At 67.0% G+C, this 12,712-nt stretch carries 18 protein-coding genes and 1 tRNA gene; 7 read left to right on the top strand and 12 right to left on the bottom strand.

The features are described 5' to 3' along the window. Window positions 1-181 precede the first annotated feature (181 nt). Together OF829_RS15540 and OF829_RS15535 are read right to left on the bottom strand one after the other, a co-directional pair. Entirely contained in the window at window positions 182-544 is a 363-nt protein-coding gene (locus OF829_RS15540) for a hypothetical protein (RefSeq protein ID WP_264941018.1), read from the bottom strand. Window positions 545-640: 96 nt separating this feature from the next. Further along, entirely contained in the window at window positions 641-1,012 is a 372-nt protein-coding gene (locus OF829_RS15535) for a hypothetical protein (protein WP_264941017.1), read from the bottom strand. 237 nt (window positions 1,013-1,249) lie between these two features. On the opposite strand from OF829_RS15535, the gene OF829_RS15530 reads away from it, so the two are divergent. The 5 genes from OF829_RS15530 (at window position 1,250) to OF829_RS15510 (ending at window position 3,689) form a co-directional block, all read left to right on the top strand. Next, the gene (locus OF829_RS15530; RefSeq protein ID WP_264941016.1) at window positions 1,250-1,462 is read left to right on the top strand and encodes a cold-shock protein; all 213 of its coding nucleotides are present in this window, start codon (window positions 1,250-1,252) and stop codon (window positions 1,460-1,462) included. Between the two features lie 59 nt (window positions 1,463-1,521). Further along, window positions 1,522-1,716: a hypothetical protein gene (locus OF829_RS15525; RefSeq protein WP_264941015.1), complete on the top strand. Its 195-nt coding sequence runs from the start codon at window positions 1,522-1,524 to the stop codon at window positions 1,714-1,716. Between the two features lie 96 nt (window positions 1,717-1,812). After that, on the top strand, window positions 1,813-2,829 hold the full coding sequence (locus tag OF829_RS15520; RefSeq protein ID WP_264941014.1) for a GGDEF domain-containing protein: 1,017 nt from the start codon (window positions 1,813-1,815) through the stop codon (window positions 2,827-2,829). 49 nt (window positions 2,830-2,878) lie between these two features. After that, window positions 2,879-3,124: a hypothetical protein gene (locus tag OF829_RS15515; RefSeq protein WP_319951559.1), complete on the top strand. Its 246-nt coding sequence runs from the start codon at window positions 2,879-2,881 to the stop codon at window positions 3,122-3,124. Window positions 3,125-3,263: 139 nt separating this feature from the next. Beyond that, a complete protein-coding gene (locus OF829_RS15510; RefSeq protein ID WP_264941013.1) occupies window positions 3,264-3,689 on the top strand; it encodes an OsmC family protein in 426 nt (141 codons plus the stop codon). A gap of 23 nt (window positions 3,690-3,712) precedes the next feature. Here the strand turns inward: OF829_RS15510 and OF829_RS15505 are convergent, their stop codons facing one another. From OF829_RS15505 to yajC, 10 genes are all read right to left on the bottom strand, one after another. Then, the gene (locus OF829_RS15505; RefSeq protein WP_264941012.1) at window positions 3,713-4,114 is read right to left on the bottom strand and encodes a low affinity iron permease family protein; all 402 of its coding nucleotides are present in this window, start codon (window positions 4,112-4,114) and stop codon (window positions 3,713-3,715) included. An 827-nt stretch (window positions 4,115-4,941) separates the two neighbouring features. Beyond that, a complete protein-coding gene (locus OF829_RS15500) occupies window positions 4,942-5,376 on the bottom strand; it encodes a cupin domain-containing protein (RefSeq protein ID WP_264941011.1) in 435 nt (144 codons plus the stop codon). Next, the gene (locus OF829_RS15495) at window positions 5,376-6,014 is read right to left on the bottom strand and encodes a TMEM175 family protein (RefSeq protein WP_264941010.1); all 639 of its coding nucleotides are present in this window, start codon (window positions 6,012-6,014) and stop codon (window positions 5,376-5,378) included. Before OF829_RS15495 ends, OF829_RS15500 begins: the two co-directional genes overlap by 1 nt. 39 nt (window positions 6,015-6,053) lie before the next feature. Next, window positions 6,054-6,452, bottom strand: coding sequence for a hypothetical protein (locus OF829_RS15490; protein WP_264941009.1), 399 nt, complete (start codon window positions 6,450-6,452; stop codon window positions 6,054-6,056). A gap of 113 nt (window positions 6,453-6,565) precedes the next feature. Next, window positions 6,566-7,753, bottom strand: coding sequence for a glycosyltransferase (locus OF829_RS15485; RefSeq protein ID WP_264941008.1), 1,188 nt, complete (start codon window positions 7,751-7,753; stop codon window positions 6,566-6,568). 89 nt (window positions 7,754-7,842) lie between these two features. Then, complete coding sequence (locus tag OF829_RS15480; protein ID WP_264941007.1) at window positions 7,843-8,193, bottom strand: glycine zipper 2TM domain-containing protein; 351 nt, start codon at window positions 8,191-8,193, stop codon at window positions 7,843-7,845. Window positions 8,194-8,393: 200 nt separating this feature from the next. After that, window positions 8,394-8,765 carry an Mth938-like domain-containing protein gene (locus OF829_RS15475; protein ID WP_264941006.1) on the bottom strand — a complete coding sequence of 124 codons (372 nt, stop codon included), beginning with the start codon at window positions 8,763-8,765 and terminating at the stop codon, window positions 8,394-8,396. 11 nt (window positions 8,766-8,776) lie between these two features. Continuing rightward, window positions 8,777-9,766: a protein translocase subunit SecF gene (gene secF / locus OF829_RS15470; protein WP_264941005.1), complete on the bottom strand. Its 990-nt coding sequence runs from the start codon at window positions 9,764-9,766 to the stop codon at window positions 8,777-8,779. Window positions 9,767-9,779: 13 nt separating this feature from the next. Beyond that, window positions 9,780-11,375, bottom strand: coding sequence for a protein translocase subunit SecD (gene secD / locus OF829_RS15465; protein WP_264941004.1), 1,596 nt, complete (start codon window positions 11,373-11,375; stop codon window positions 9,780-9,782). Beyond that, window positions 11,375-11,716, bottom strand: coding sequence for a preprotein translocase subunit YajC (gene yajC, locus OF829_RS15460; protein ID WP_264941003.1), 342 nt, complete (start codon window positions 11,714-11,716; stop codon window positions 11,375-11,377). Before yajC ends, secD begins: the two co-directional genes overlap by 1 nt. A gap of 170 nt (window positions 11,717-11,886) precedes the next feature. On the opposite strand from yajC, the gene OF829_RS15455 reads away from it, so the two are divergent. After that, window positions 11,887-11,963, top strand: a tRNA-Pro gene (locus tag OF829_RS15455). A gap of 185 nt (window positions 11,964-12,148) precedes the next feature. Next, window positions 12,149-12,622 (top strand): MarR family winged helix-turn-helix transcriptional regulator, encoded by a 474-nt coding sequence (locus OF829_RS15450; RefSeq protein ID WP_264941002.1) that lies wholly within the window; start codon window positions 12,149-12,151, stop codon window positions 12,620-12,622. Window positions 12,623-12,712: the final 90 nt, after the last annotated feature.

The raw sequence follows: 12,712 nt of genomic DNA, 5'->3' as shown, positions 1-12,712 counted from the left end.
CGTGCGCGATTGGCCTCACCTTCGCCTCACCTTCCATCGCCGGCGCGCCCTCGGATTACGGTGACAGTGGGATTACGGTGATTACGGTGACAGTGCACCAATCCACCGCATCCCGGCAGCAGCGATCGAGATCCTCGCCCCGACCCGCCGGCATATCCTTCAGCCTACACCCCCGCCACGCCTATCCCGCGCGCCAGACCCTGCCGCCCCCCATCACCCGGCACATATAGCTGGTCCACGTCCCCGCCCCGGGCGCCTGCATCCGGAACACCGCCGGCTTCGCGAACACGCCGCTCTCGGGCACGAACTGGATCATCCCCAGCGCCCCGGTATAGTTCCACCCGCCATCCCCGGTCCGCGTGCACCGCCCGGCGGCGCCCCGTCCGCACAGCAAGGTCAGCTTTCGCCCGTCGTCCAGCGACAGCCGGTTGTCTCCCACCACGACGCCCAGCTCGTTCCCCCGGTCGCTGCGGCACGTATAGGTCTTGGCGGAGGCCGGGGCCGCCGCCAGCGCAGCGACGGTGAGCAAGGGGAGCATCTTCATGTCCAGCCTCCTACAATTGTCCTGTCCGGGGCATTACGGTGACGGGCCTGCCAGATTACGGCGACACGTGCAAAACCCCCAATCCCACCGCACGCCTCAAACAATCGAAGCCTCAATATCCCCCTGAATCCGCGCGTCCACCGTCAGGAAGTGCTGCCACGCATCCCCGATCAACCGCTCGTACGCCGCCGGCTTGAGATTGTCCCAGCCCGGCCCGTGCATCAGCCCCGCGCAGTCGGCGAGCACCCAGGTGAAGATGATCTGTGAGGTCGTCCTTGTCGGCCCCTTGTACCAGGCCGGCGGCGCCTCGTGCTGGAGATAGGCGTTCGATCGCTCGTCGATGCAGAGCGCCCATGCCCGGTACGGCCCGCTCCACAGGCCCTCCCAGCGGTCATAGCTCCGCGACCAATGCCCGGCGCATCCCGAAACCATCACTGCCATCGCCGCCAGCGGGCCCAATCGCCGCATCACCCTCTCCCCGTCAGGTCCCAGATCACGGGAACACGGTGACAATACACCAATTGCCGCCCCACCGCTCCGGGCGATATCCCTTGCGCTCACCCACCCCATCCCCCATATCCCCCCTCGCTACAGTCGCAATCAGACGGTCTCTCGGCGCTTTGCGGCTCCCTTTTTCCTTCTCCTCGCCTCCGCAGCGCGAGGCACGCCCGTTTGGGGTGCGCCGCCCACAGAAGGAAAATCAGCATGTCCATTTCCGGCACCGTCAAATTCTTCAATACCGACAAGGGCTATGGCTTCATCGCCCCCGATGAGGGCGGGCAGGACGCCTTCGTCCATATCAGCGCCGTCGAGCGCGCGGGCATGGCGACGCTCAACCAGAACCAGCGCGTCAACTATGAGCTCGAGACCGACAACCGCGGCAAGACCTCGGCGGTCAATCTCCAGTCGGTCGACTGATCCCGCTGTGCCGGGCGGGGATCCCCCGCCCGGCCGGCCCTATGTCCCGCGGAGCCCCCATGGCCAATCTCCATCTCAGCTACCGCCAATTTGCCGCGCGCGCCCGCGCCGATGCCGATCTCACGACGCTCGACAATGTCCGCGAACGCTGCCTCCGCGCCGAATCCGCCTGGCTCGACATGGCGATCCGCCAGGAACGGTTCGAAGCCAATCGCGCCGCGCGCGAAAAGGGCGCCACTCCCGCCGCCGGCTGAGCCGCGGCCGGCCTCGCTCCCCCTCTCCGCGATCGTATCGCAAACGCAATATTCAACATTTCCGGTCACCAGTCGTTTTACATGCCGGAGGTTCGAATGCTGTCTCGTCTGCGCCCTCGCCGCCGCGAGGAAAATCAGGATTCCGGCGCGCAGTCGGCCGATTTCGGCGCCGATGTCCTCGCCTATCTCAAGACCCACGGCATCCCCTCCGCGCCGCGCTATTACGCGCTCGTCCATGCAGCACTTTCGGACAGGACCAGCCTCGCCGCGCATGCCATCGCCGAGGCGACCGACAGCGCCCCGATGAGCCACGCGCTCGCCGATGCCATCCTCGCCGCCATGTCGGGCGGCAATGTCGAGGATGCCGAGGAGCATGAGCGCCTCCGCCACCAGACCCTCCATCTGGCCGACCTCGCCGCCGACGCCGCCGCCGCGACCAACAAGTTCGGGCGCGATCTCTCCGCGGGCCTGGGCGATATCGAAACCGACGTCCGTTCGGTCAGCGCGGTCCTCTCCTCGATGATCGAGCGCACCCGCGCGACCGAGGAGCGGCTCGCCGCCGCGGTCGAGGAGATCGAGCATCTGCGCGACGAGGTCGCCGAGGCGCGCAACGATGCGATGCGCGATGAGCTGACCGGGCTGCTCAACCGGCGCGGCATCACCGAACATATCGCCGGGCTCGATCCCAACCGGCCGCGCACCGTCGCGGTGTGCGATATCGATGCGTTCAAGGCGATCAACGACAGCCATGGCCATGAGGTGGGCGATCGCGTGCTCAAGGTCGTCGCCGCCGCGCTGGCCGACGGTTGCGCCCCGCATCTGGTCGCGCGCTGGGGCGGCGAGGAGTTCCTCGTCGTGCTCGACGAGCCCGATCCCGCGCGCGCCGCCGAGATCATCGACGATGTCCGCGAGACGCTCGGCTACCGCGCGCTGCGCGTCCGCGAGACGGGCGAGAGCCTGGGCAAGGTCACCTTCTCGGCCGGCATCGCCGCCTTCACGCCGCCGCCCTTCGATGCCGCGCTGCGCGTCGCCGATGCCCTGCTCTATCAGGCCAAGCTCGCCGGCCGGAACCGCGTCCTCGCCCATCCGCCCGAGGACCGCGCGGCGGCCTGAGCGTGCCGTGAGCCCGCATCGTCTTGCAATTCCGGCCCCGGCCACCCACATGGGGCGGGCCGTTCGCCGCGTCTCCTGCGTCCGCACGACACCGGAGAAGCGCATGGCCCATCACCTCAATTACCGCGAAAATGCCGCGCAGGCGCGCCGCGATGCCGATACGGCGACGCTCGCCAATGTGCGTGAGCGCTGCCTGCGCGCCGAGGCCGCCTGGCTCGACATGGCCGAGCGCGAGGAACGCGTCGCCGCCGCCCGCGCGATACGCGAGGCCCCGCGCGTGATCGAGCTGATCTAGCCGCCAGCCGGCGTCCCGCCCGCCGACATTGCGGGGGACGCCGGGCAATTGCCGCCATAACGGAGCGACTATCGGGGCGGCGTGACGGCGTTCGCGCCCGGCGCTATGTCCGTCCGGCCCATCATCCGAGGAGTCGCGCATGACCACCCGCACCGCATCCGCCCGCTATGTCGGCTTCGGCAAGGAGGGGCGCGGCAGCGTCTCGACCCAGTCGGGCGTGCTGACCGACCAGTTTTACGGCTTCGCCACCCGCTTCGAGAATGAAAAGGGCACCAACCCCGAGGAACTGATCGCCGCCGCGCATGCGAGCTGCTTCACCATGGCGCTCAGTTTCGCGCTCGCCCGCGCCGGCTTCAGCGAGGGAACGCTCGACACCAGCGCCGCGGTCAAGCTCGAACAATCGGATGGCGGCTTCACCATCACCCGCTCGGACCTGACCCTGAAGGCGTCGGTCCCCGGCATCTCCCCCCAACAGTTTGACGAACTCGCCGCGGGCGCCAAGGCGAACTGCCCCGTCTCCAAGCTGCTCAATGCCCAGGTAAGCCTGAGCGCGGAGCTGCTGTAACCGCGCCTCCCCAGCCTGGCCCGCTAGCGCCGCCCCAGCAGCCGCTCGATATCGCGATGCCGTCCAGGCTCGTCGCCCACGCATTCGCGCTCGAGCGTCTCGCGGATCTGCATCAGCTCATGCTCGCTCAGATGCTCGATCCCGATGAACTCGTTCCGCCCGCCCTTGAGCGCGCGGATGATCTCGTCGAGCTTGGCCTGGATCGCCGATGCGTCGCGATTCTGGGCGTTCTGGATCAGGAACACCATCAGGAAGGTCACGATCGTGGTGCCGGTGTTGATCACCAGCTGCCACGTGTCGGACCAATTGAAGAGCGGCCCGGTCACCACCCAGACGATGATGGTCAGCAGCGCAAGGACGAAAGCCGGCGGCCTGCCCGCCCATCCCGCCACGCCCTGTGCCAGGCGTTCGAACAATCGGCCCAACGGTGCCTCCCCTTGTTTTTCCGAAGTTTGGCGAAGCCGAACCGCGGCGTCACATACGCTGACGGCCTGCGGATGGGAAATACGCATGGCCACGCATGATCAGACAAGGGGAGGCGACCGGGGCGCGGGGCGCCAACTTGTCCTGGGAACAGGCTAATACGCGCATCGCCGGAAGAACAGCACCCCCGGCAAATGGTTCCACTGTGCCATGGGGTGACACATTGAACCAGAATGGATCGATTGCCGCCGGACAGCAAAAGGGGGCCGGCATCGCTGCCAGCCCCCGTGTCACCGGACTTCGGCTCTTGGGTCCCGAAGGACACTTGGGCCTGGTTTCGGCGGCATGCTCCGCTCGCGCCGGCAAGGGCATGCGAGCTTCGCGTCGGTCGTCGAGGCCGGTATGTTTCCGCTCCCGAAGGAGTTTCAGTTTCCCGGACCTCGGCGGCCCGCTTCGAGACTGCCGGGGGCAGCAACGAAGCCTTGCTGGACACTTTATTCCGAACAATCCCGAAGCTTCGAACCGCTTTCGCCGTTCTCCCCTTCGAGGCTTCCGGTCGGGCTTGCGCCTCCCCTTCCGCCCGATGTTTCCACGCTGCTTTCGCAGCCCTTCCGCATCCGACCCATCGGAGCATCCTGGACTGGATTTCGTTGGTCGCCCGAAGGTCTCCGCTGTCTTCCCGTCCGTTGTAAGTTCTTGGCTTTGCCTCGGTTTCCCTCGGCGCCACCGCCTCCTTACAGTTATGAAACTGTCACTGAATCGCCGCCATGGAAAGCGCGAAATGGGCCATTTGGCCTGTTGATAACGTGGATAATGGGGATAAGGCGGGCTATTCGAGGCCGGGTGGGCTCCAGCCCGGGGCTGCCAGCTCGAACCCCGCAAAGTCGAACCCGGGGACCACTACGCAGCTCACCAGCGCCCAGCCCGCCTGCGCCTCGGTCGATTGCCAGCGATTCGCCGGCACCAGGCACTGGGGCTGGTAGCCGCCGGCCACATCCCCGCCAAGCGCAGACTTTTGCACCGCACCATTTTCCTGTTCGACCAGCACTTCCAGCGGCGAACCCGCATGCCACAGCCACAGCTCGTCGGCATCGACCCGGTGCCAGTGCGAACGCTGCCCGGCCTCGAGCAGGAAATGGATCGCCGTCCCGCCCGCGCGCATGCCCGGCCCTTCCGCGGCCCGCCAGGTCTCGCGATACCAGCCGCCCTCGGGGTGCGGCGCCAATCCCAGCGCCGCGATCAGCGCGCGCGCTTCGGGATCCATCAGCCCCTGGGCCCGATCCGGCGCAGCAGGAGCATCCAGAACGGGATCGACATTATGGCGGGCTGGCCGAACGGCGGCGCGAACAGGCTGACCACTACCGCCGTCGCCGCGCCCAGCGCCACGCCAATTCCGCGCTGCCGGATCGCCCAGCGCCGCGCCGGAGTCATTTCCTCACCCGCAATCGCCGGCGCGGTCACCAGGGCGACGACGCGGATATTGAGCAGCGCGGTGAGCAGCAGCCAGCTGCAATAGAGCGCCACCGGCACCCGGTGCCCATAATATTTGGACGAGAAAGCGGTGAAGAAGGGCATGGCCGCGATCGCCGAGAGCATCATCAGATTGGGCCAGATCAGCCGCGGATTCCAATGCCGCGCGCAATCGAAGGCGCGGTGATGCCCTGCCCAGAACGCCCCGATCACGAAGAAGGACGTGAAGAAGCCGATGAAGTTCGGGGTCAGCTGCGCCAGCTCGGCGATGAAGTCGAGGTCGCTGAAATGCCCGTCATGCAGCTCGGGCACATGGATCTCGATCACCAGCAGGGTAATCGCGATCGCGAACACCGCATCCGAAAAGAAGATCAGCCGCTCGAGCGCATGGCCCGGCCCGCTCGGTGGATGCCCACTCATATCGTCCGCCATCGTCCCCTCCCCCTGGGAACCTCTGCCTAGCCTAAATCGTCAGCTGGCGACAGGCTTGCGCTTGGCGAGCGGGCGCTTCGCCGGCGCCTTGGCCGCAGGCTTTGCCGCGGCGGGTTTCGCAGCCGCAGGCTTGGCGGCAGCTGCCTTGGGCGCGGCCTTTTTGGCGGGAGCCTTCGCCGCAGCAGGCTTGACGGCAGCGGCCTTGGACGCCGGAGCCTTTGGCGAAGGCGCCTTCTTCGCCGGTGTCTTCTTCGCGGCGGGCTTGGCGGGCGGCGCTCCGGCGACGGCCTCGGCCGGCGTCTCGCCCTTCAGCTTGGCCGCGAGCGACACCAGCCCCGCGGCGAGCAGATTGGCCACGATCGGGTTCTTGGCCAGCGCCGCCAGATGCTCGCGCACCGCCTTGGGGATCTTCACCCCCTCGATGACCTTGGGAAGCATTGACGCTTTCTTCTCTTTCTTGGCGGCCACGATGCGCGTCTCCCTGTATCTAGCTGGATTGTCTTAAAACTGTAACAATTCCCTCTACCTGAAATCGCCCTGAAAAGCCACCCTCAAGCGGCCTGCGAAATGCCCCGCGCGCCGATCAACCGCGAATAATGCTGGATCAAGTGGGCGCTGTGAGCCGCCCAGCTATAAGGCTCGACGGCCGCACGCACCAGCTTTGCTTCCGGCGGCTCGGCGAGCAGCCCCGCGATCGCCTCCGCAAAGCCCCGCGGCGTGCGCGCCGCGAGCCGCCCCGCCGCGTCATGCCCGCGCAGCACCTGCCGCGCGCCGCCGACATCGGGGATCGCGATCGGCGTCCCGCTCGCCATCGCCTCGAACCACGCATTGGCCAGTCCCTCGCGTTCGGAGGCCAGCGCCATCACGTCCGCCGCCGCCAGCAGCGCGGCGACCTCGTCCGCCGGCACACCGCCCAACAGCCGCACCCGGCCCCCCAGCCCCATTCGCGCGATCTTCGCCTCGAGCCTGGCATGTTCGGGGCCCTGCCCCGCGATCCACAGATTGACCCCGGGCAGCCCCGCCACTGCGTCGATGACGATGTCATGTCCCTTGAGCGGGATCAGCGCGCCGAGCGACACCACCAGCGGCCCGCTCACCCCCGCCGCCGCCTTGGCCGCCGTCCGGTCGCGCGGCGCGAAGCGGTCGAGGTCGATGCCCGTGACGATCGGACGGATCCGCTCGCCCGGCATACCGAGCGCGATCATGTCGTCGCGCATCGCCTCGGAGACCGCGACCATCCCCTCGGCTGCTCGCCCCGCCGCGATCACCTGTCCGGCAACGCCCGGCGCCTTGCCCCACATATGGATGTCCGATCCGCGCGCGGTGATCGACACCGGCACGCCGAAGCGCCGCCCCAGCGCCACCGCCGCGGGCCCGCCGGGATAGAAGAATTCGGCCGCGATCAGGTCGAAGGGAAACGCCGTGCGGATCGCCGCCAGCACCGGCGCGACCGCCCGCGCCACCATGCGCGCGTGAAACCGCCCGCCGGTGCCGGGGAGGTTAAGGAAGCGCGGACGATAGACCTCCACGCCCTTCCAGCGTTCATGTTCGGGAAGCCCGGCCAGCGCGCGATAGCGCGGGTGGAGCGAGAGCGGCCAGGGCGGGATGCCGACGGGAGCCACGACCGTCACGGCGGCGCCCGCCTCCGCGAGCGCCAGGGTCTGGCGCTCGACGAAGATGCCGAAATTGGGCCGCGACGCGTCGGGAAACAGCGTCGAGAGAGTCAGCACACGCAGCATGCCTCCCTGCTTAGCGCAGGGAGGTTAACATGCCACGTTCCTGCGCCGCTTGCGGGCCGGCACCGCTTCATCGGCGTGAGCCGATCAAATCAACGGCAGCGGCGGCGCGAGCCGCTCCGGTCGATCTCGCGGCCGGCGAGACCGCCCGCCACCGCGCCGATCAGCGTACCCGCCGAACGGTCGCCGCGCGTGTCGATCGTGCGCCCGATCAGCGCGCCACCGACCGCACCGACCACAAGTCCGGTCGTGCCATCCGAGCGGCGGCAATAGGTGCGCCCGTCGCGGCCGCGCCATTCGCGGTATCTGTAGCGCTTGTGGCGGCGCTGCGCCTCGGCGCTCGCCTTATATTCCGCAGCCCCGGCCTTGGCCGCCGGAACCCCAACCGCCGCCACCGGAACCGCCAGCGACATCGCGCCGAGCGCGAGAAGCAATTTATACATGATCTACCTCACTGAACATGGCCCCGAAGAACCCATCAGTGAGCCTAACGCCGATCGATACGGGTTAGTTTCAATTTGCTTCGGCAAGCCCGGCACCAGCCCGCTCCCCCACCCGGCCTCCCATAGAATACTAAAGTAAGGGAGGCCGGGTGGGGGAGCGGGCTGGTGCCGGGCCTCGGCGTGAGCCGAGAAAAAACGCTTCAATCGAGCGGATACAAGGCTGCGGCGATCCAGCGCCGCTCGGCCCTCAGCACGCCCCAAAGCCTCGCCGCCGCACGGCTGTCCATGAAGTCGAGCCCGATGCTGCGTGCAGAAAGCGCGGCGATCAGTCCGGCGGGCGGGCGCACCAGTGCCGATCCCGTCCCGAGCACGATGAACTCGGGTGCCGGATCGAGCCCCAGCAACGGCGCCAGATCGCCCTCGGCCAGATCGGCGACCGGCGGCGGCGCCCAGCCATCAGCGCGCTCGGGCGTGATCAGCAGCCCCTCATAGACCCCGCCATCGACGCGGAAGCCCCGCCCCGAAAAGCCGGAGATCACCGGCCCTTCGGCGTCGCGGTTACCCTTCCGCATCGCTCAGCCCCTCAGGGCATGTCCTTGAAGTCGACCCGCTTGCCGCCCTTGCGCGCCGTCGCGGCCGCAGCCGCCGCCGTCTCCTCCTTCGGCACGAAGCTGTCGGGCTTGAGCCGCAGCCACAGCAGGATCGGCGCCGCGACATAGATGGACGAGAAGGTACCGACGACGATGCCGAGCAGCATCGATGCGGTGAAACCGAAGATCACGTCCGGCCCCAGCACCAGCAGCACCGCGAGCACCATCGCCAGCGACAGCGAGGTCACGATCGTGCGCGACAGCGTCTCGTTGACCGACAGGTCGAGCAGCTCGGGAATCGCCATCTTGCGGTATTTGCGCAGATCCTCGCGGATGCGGTCATAGACGACGATCGTATCGTTCAATGAATAGCCGATGATCGTCAGGATCGCCGCGACCACGTTGAGGTCGAATTCGAGCCGGGTCAGCGCGAAGAAGCCGAGCGTCAGCACCACGTCGTGGAACAATGCGAACAGCGCGCCCACGCCGAACTGCCATTCGAAGCGCACCCAGATATAGATGGTGATGCCGATCATCGCGAGCGCGAGCGACAGGAAGCCGGTGCGGAACAGCTCGTTCGAGACCTTGCCCGACACGCTTTCCACCTGGCCGACATGCGCGCCCGGATAGGCCTGCTCCAGCGTCGTGCGGATCTTGGTCGCGGCCTTTTCCGCGGCGTCCGGGCCGCCCGCGGGCAGCGGCGTGCGGATGCCGAACTCCTTGGCGCTGCCATATTCCTGGATCGTCGGATCGCCCAGGCCCAGCGCGCTGATCCGCTCGCGCAGATCCTCGGCCTTCACAGGCTGCTGGAATTCGACGCGGACCGATTGGCCGCCGACGAAATCGATGCCCAGGTTGAAGCCGCGCGTCACGCACAGGATGATGCTGGCGATGATCAGCACGAGGCTGATCGAGATCGCGATGTTCCGGTACCTCAGGAACGGGATGTTCGTGTTGTCCGGGATCAGCTTGAAGGGGCGCATATCGCTGGCGGCCTCAGATGTTGATCGTCTTCGGGCGGTTGCGCTTCAGCCAGTCCGCGACGAGCAGACGGGTGAAGGTGACGCCGGTGAAGACCGAAGTGACGATGCCGATCGCGAGCACCACTGCGAAGCCGCGGATCGGGCCCGATCCGACGCCGAACATGATGACGGCCGAGATGACGTTGGTGATGTTCGCGTCGAAGATCGCGCGGCTGGCTTCCGAATAGCCGAACTTGACCGATTCGAGCGCGTTGCGGTTGCGCACGCGCTGCTCCTCGCGGATGCGCTCGTTGATCAGCACGTTGGCGTCCACCGCCGCGCCGATCGTCAGCACGAAGCCGGCGATGCCCGGCAGCGTCAGCGTCGCGTTGAACACCGCCATGATCCCCAGGATCATCACGCCGTTCACCAGCAGCGCCAGCGTGGTATAGACGCCGAACCGCACATAGGTGATCAGCATGAACACGATCAGCACCAACGTGCCGACCAGCCCCGCGAGCACGCCCTTCTCGATCGAATCCTTGCCGAGCTCGGCCGAGACGCTGCGCTCCTCGACCACCTTCAGCGCGACCGGCAGCTTGCCCGAGCGCAGCGAGATGGCGAGCTGGTTCGCGCTGTCCGAGGTGAAGCTGCCGTCGATCCGCGCGACGCCGCCCAGGATCGGCTGTTTGAAATAGGGCGCGGAGATCACCACCCCGTCGACGATGATCGCGAACTTCTTGCCGACATTCTCGGTCGAGAGCCGCGCGAAACGCCGCGTGCCCGCGCCGTCGAAGGTGATGACCACGCCGGGCTGGCCGTCCTGCTGGTCGAATTCCATCACCGCATTGACCAGCTGGTCGCCGCTTAGCGAGACCGGCGAATAGACTCCGATCCGCCCGCCGCCTTCCTGATAGGGAAGGATCTGGCTGCCGATCGGCGGCTGGTTGGTCGCGAGCTGCTGGGGGGTGACGTTCTCATCGACCAGCTTGAATTCGAGCTTCGCGGTCTGGCCGATTTGCGCCTTGAGTGCCGCGGGATCCTTGAGGCCCGGAACCTGCACGACGATGCGGTTGCTGCCCTGGCGGATGATGGTGGGCTCGCGCGTGCCCATCTCGTTGATGCGGCGGCTGATGACCTCGCGCGCGTCGTCCATCGCGGTGTTGACCGCCTGGTCGAGCCCCGCCTGGGTCGGCGTCAGCACGAAGCGGCTGGTGTCGACCACCTGCACGTCCCAGATGCGCTGCCCGGTCATCCCTGCGCCGCTGCCGACCAGGTTGAGCAGCCGCTCGCGCACCGCATCGACCTTGCTCGGATCAGTGACGAGGAAGCTCACCTTGCCGTCGGCGATCGAGACGTCGCCGGTATTGATCCGTGGCGCGCGCTTCAGCTCGGTCCGCACCGATTCCTGCATCTGCTCGATGCGCGACTTGGCGACGTCCTTGGTATCGGCCTCTAGCAGCAGATACGAGCCGCCAGCCAGATCGAGCCCCAGGTTGATCGTCGGACGCATCCAGCCCGGCAGGCCCGCGATCGTCCTTTCGGGGAGGAAGCTCGGCACGGCGAGCAGCGAGCAGATGACGATCGTGAGGATCGTCGCCCACACCTTCCAGCGGGGGAAATCCAGCATCAGTCGTTCGCAGGCTTCGCGCCGCCCGCGGGCTGCACGTCATTGAGCGTCGACTTGACCACCTTCACCTTCACGTTCGGCGCGATCTCGACATCGGCGAACTGGTCATCGGTCTTGACGACCTTGCCGACGATGCCGCCCGCGGTGACGACGGTGTCGCCCTTCTTCACCGCCGCGATCTGCGCCGCATGATCCTTGGCGCGCTTTTGCTGCGGCCGGATCAGCAGGAAATAAAAGGCGACGAACATGATGAGCAGCGGGCCCATCGTCTGGACCATCGCGAACGTGCCGCCCGTTGCTGCGGCGCCGCTTGCCGCGGCGAGAATTGGGGTGATGAACATAGGTTCCCTGGGTGGCTTGTTCTGGCGGACGTATGTGTACGCCCGCTCTTGTTCAAGCGGGGCGCGCTATCATGCACCCATCCACCGCGCAACTCTTTCGCTCGGCACAAAAGTCTGGCCGGAGCGGCTTGCATCCCGCCGCGGACCCGCCTAGAGGGCGCACCCTTGGTCGGGGTGTAGCGCAGCCTGGTAGCGCATCACACTGGGGGTGTGGGGGTCGCAGGTTCGAATCCTGTCACCCCGACCAATTGGATCAATGGGTTAGCAGCCATCTGCGCACAGCTTGCCGCGCTTTTCCGCACCCGCGAACCCATGGCAATCACACCGCGCGGCCTAAGGGCGCGCCGCTGACCCGGTGCCATGTCCGCGCGGGCGCGATCGAAAGCTTCCATGGCGATTGACGCAAGCGATCAAACATGGCTTGCCGCACCAATGTCGCGAGCCAGGATCAAGATCGGTGCATTGGAGCCGCTGGCGGGATATCATCTGCGCCGGGCATCGGCGGCGTTTGCGGTCGATTTCACCATCGCGATGGAGGGGACCGGCCTGCGCCAGGTGACCTTCGCGGTCTTGTCGATCGTCGCGGCCAATCCCGGAATCAATCAGGGTACGGTCGGCCACATCCTCGGAATCAAACGCGCCAATATGGTGGCGCTCATCAACGAGCTGATCGAAAAGGGGCTGATCGATCGCCTGACCGATCCGCGCGACAGGCGCGCATTCGCGCTTCGCACCACGGCGAGCGGGGAAAATGCGATGCGCGACGCGACCGCCCGTATCCACGCGCATGAGGAACGGATGCTCGCCGGCTTTAGCGAGGCCGACAAAGCGGCGTTGCTCACCCTTCTGGAAAGGATCGAGCGGCAGCCGATCCCGAGCAAGGCGGGCCGGGCGGACCGGGATTAGGGTCTAGAGTCGGCTTCATCTCGTTTGAATCGTCATCCCGGCGAAAGCCGGGACCCGGAGCCAAGCAACGCACCGCTTGTAACCTTGGGT

The sequence above is a fragment of the Sphingomonas caeni genome (assembly GCF_026013415.1).
GTDB lineage: Bacteria > Pseudomonadota > Alphaproteobacteria > Sphingomonadales > Sphingomonadaceae > Sphingomonas > Sphingomonas caeni.
The sequence above is the reverse complement of the archived record's forward strand: the minus strand, read 5'-3'. Positions and strand labels throughout refer to the sequence as shown.

Excerpts from the sequence above, each read along its gene's own strand:
- yajC (WP_264941003.1), bottom strand. The coding sequence starts at position 11,716 with ATGTTCATCACCCCAATTCTCGCCGCGGCAAGCGGCGCCGCAGCAACG.
- OF829_RS15535 (WP_264941017.1), bottom strand. The coding sequence starts at position 1,012 with ATGCGGCGATTGGGCCCGCTGGCGGCGATGGCAGTGATGGTTTCGGGA.
- OF829_RS15490 (WP_264941009.1), bottom strand. The coding sequence starts at position 6,452 with ATGCTTCCCAAGGTCATCGAGGGGGTGAAGATCCCCAAGGCGGTGCGC.
- OF829_RS15530 (WP_264941016.1), top strand. The coding sequence starts at position 1,250 with ATGTCCATTTCCGGCACCGTCAAATTCTTCAATACCGACAAGGGCTAT.
- OF829_RS15540 (WP_264941018.1), bottom strand. The coding sequence starts at position 544 with ATGAAGATGCTCCCCTTGCTCACCGTCGCTGCGCTGGCGGCGGCCCCG.
- OF829_RS15515 (WP_319951559.1), top strand. The coding sequence starts at position 2,879 with ATGGGGCGGGCCGTTCGCCGCGTCTCCTGCGTCCGCACGACACCGGAG.
- OF829_RS15480 (WP_264941007.1), bottom strand. The coding sequence starts at position 8,193 with ATGTATAAATTGCTTCTCGCGCTCGGCGCGATGTCGCTGGCGGTTCCG.
- OF829_RS15525 (WP_264941015.1), top strand. The coding sequence starts at position 1,522 with ATGGCCAATCTCCATCTCAGCTACCGCCAATTTGCCGCGCGCGCCCGC.
- secD (WP_264941004.1), bottom strand. The coding sequence starts at position 11,375 with ATGCTGGATTTCCCCCGCTGGAAGGTGTGGGCGACGATCCTCACGATC.
- OF829_RS15485 (WP_264941008.1), bottom strand. The coding sequence starts at position 7,753 with ATGCTGCGTGTGCTGACTCTCTCGACGCTGTTTCCCGACGCGTCGCGG.
- secF (WP_264941005.1), bottom strand. The coding sequence starts at position 9,766 with ATGCGCCCCTTCAAGCTGATCCCGGACAACACGAACATCCCGTTCCTG.
- OF829_RS15500 (WP_264941011.1), bottom strand. The coding sequence starts at position 5,376 with ATGGATCCCGAAGCGCGCGCGCTGATCGCGGCGCTGGGATTGGCGCCG.
- OF829_RS15510 (WP_264941013.1), top strand. The coding sequence starts at position 3,264 with ATGACCACCCGCACCGCATCCGCCCGCTATGTCGGCTTCGGCAAGGAG.
- OF829_RS15495 (WP_264941010.1), bottom strand. The coding sequence starts at position 6,014 with ATGGCGGACGATATGAGTGGGCATCCACCGAGCGGGCCGGGCCATGCG.
- OF829_RS15450 (WP_264941002.1), top strand. The coding sequence starts at position 12,149 with ATGTCGCGAGCCAGGATCAAGATCGGTGCATTGGAGCCGCTGGCGGGA.
- OF829_RS15475 (WP_264941006.1), bottom strand. The coding sequence starts at position 8,765 with ATGCGGAAGGGTAACCGCGACGCCGAAGGGCCGGTGATCTCCGGCTTT.
- OF829_RS15520 (WP_264941014.1), top strand. The coding sequence starts at position 1,813 with ATGCTGTCTCGTCTGCGCCCTCGCCGCCGCGAGGAAAATCAGGATTCC.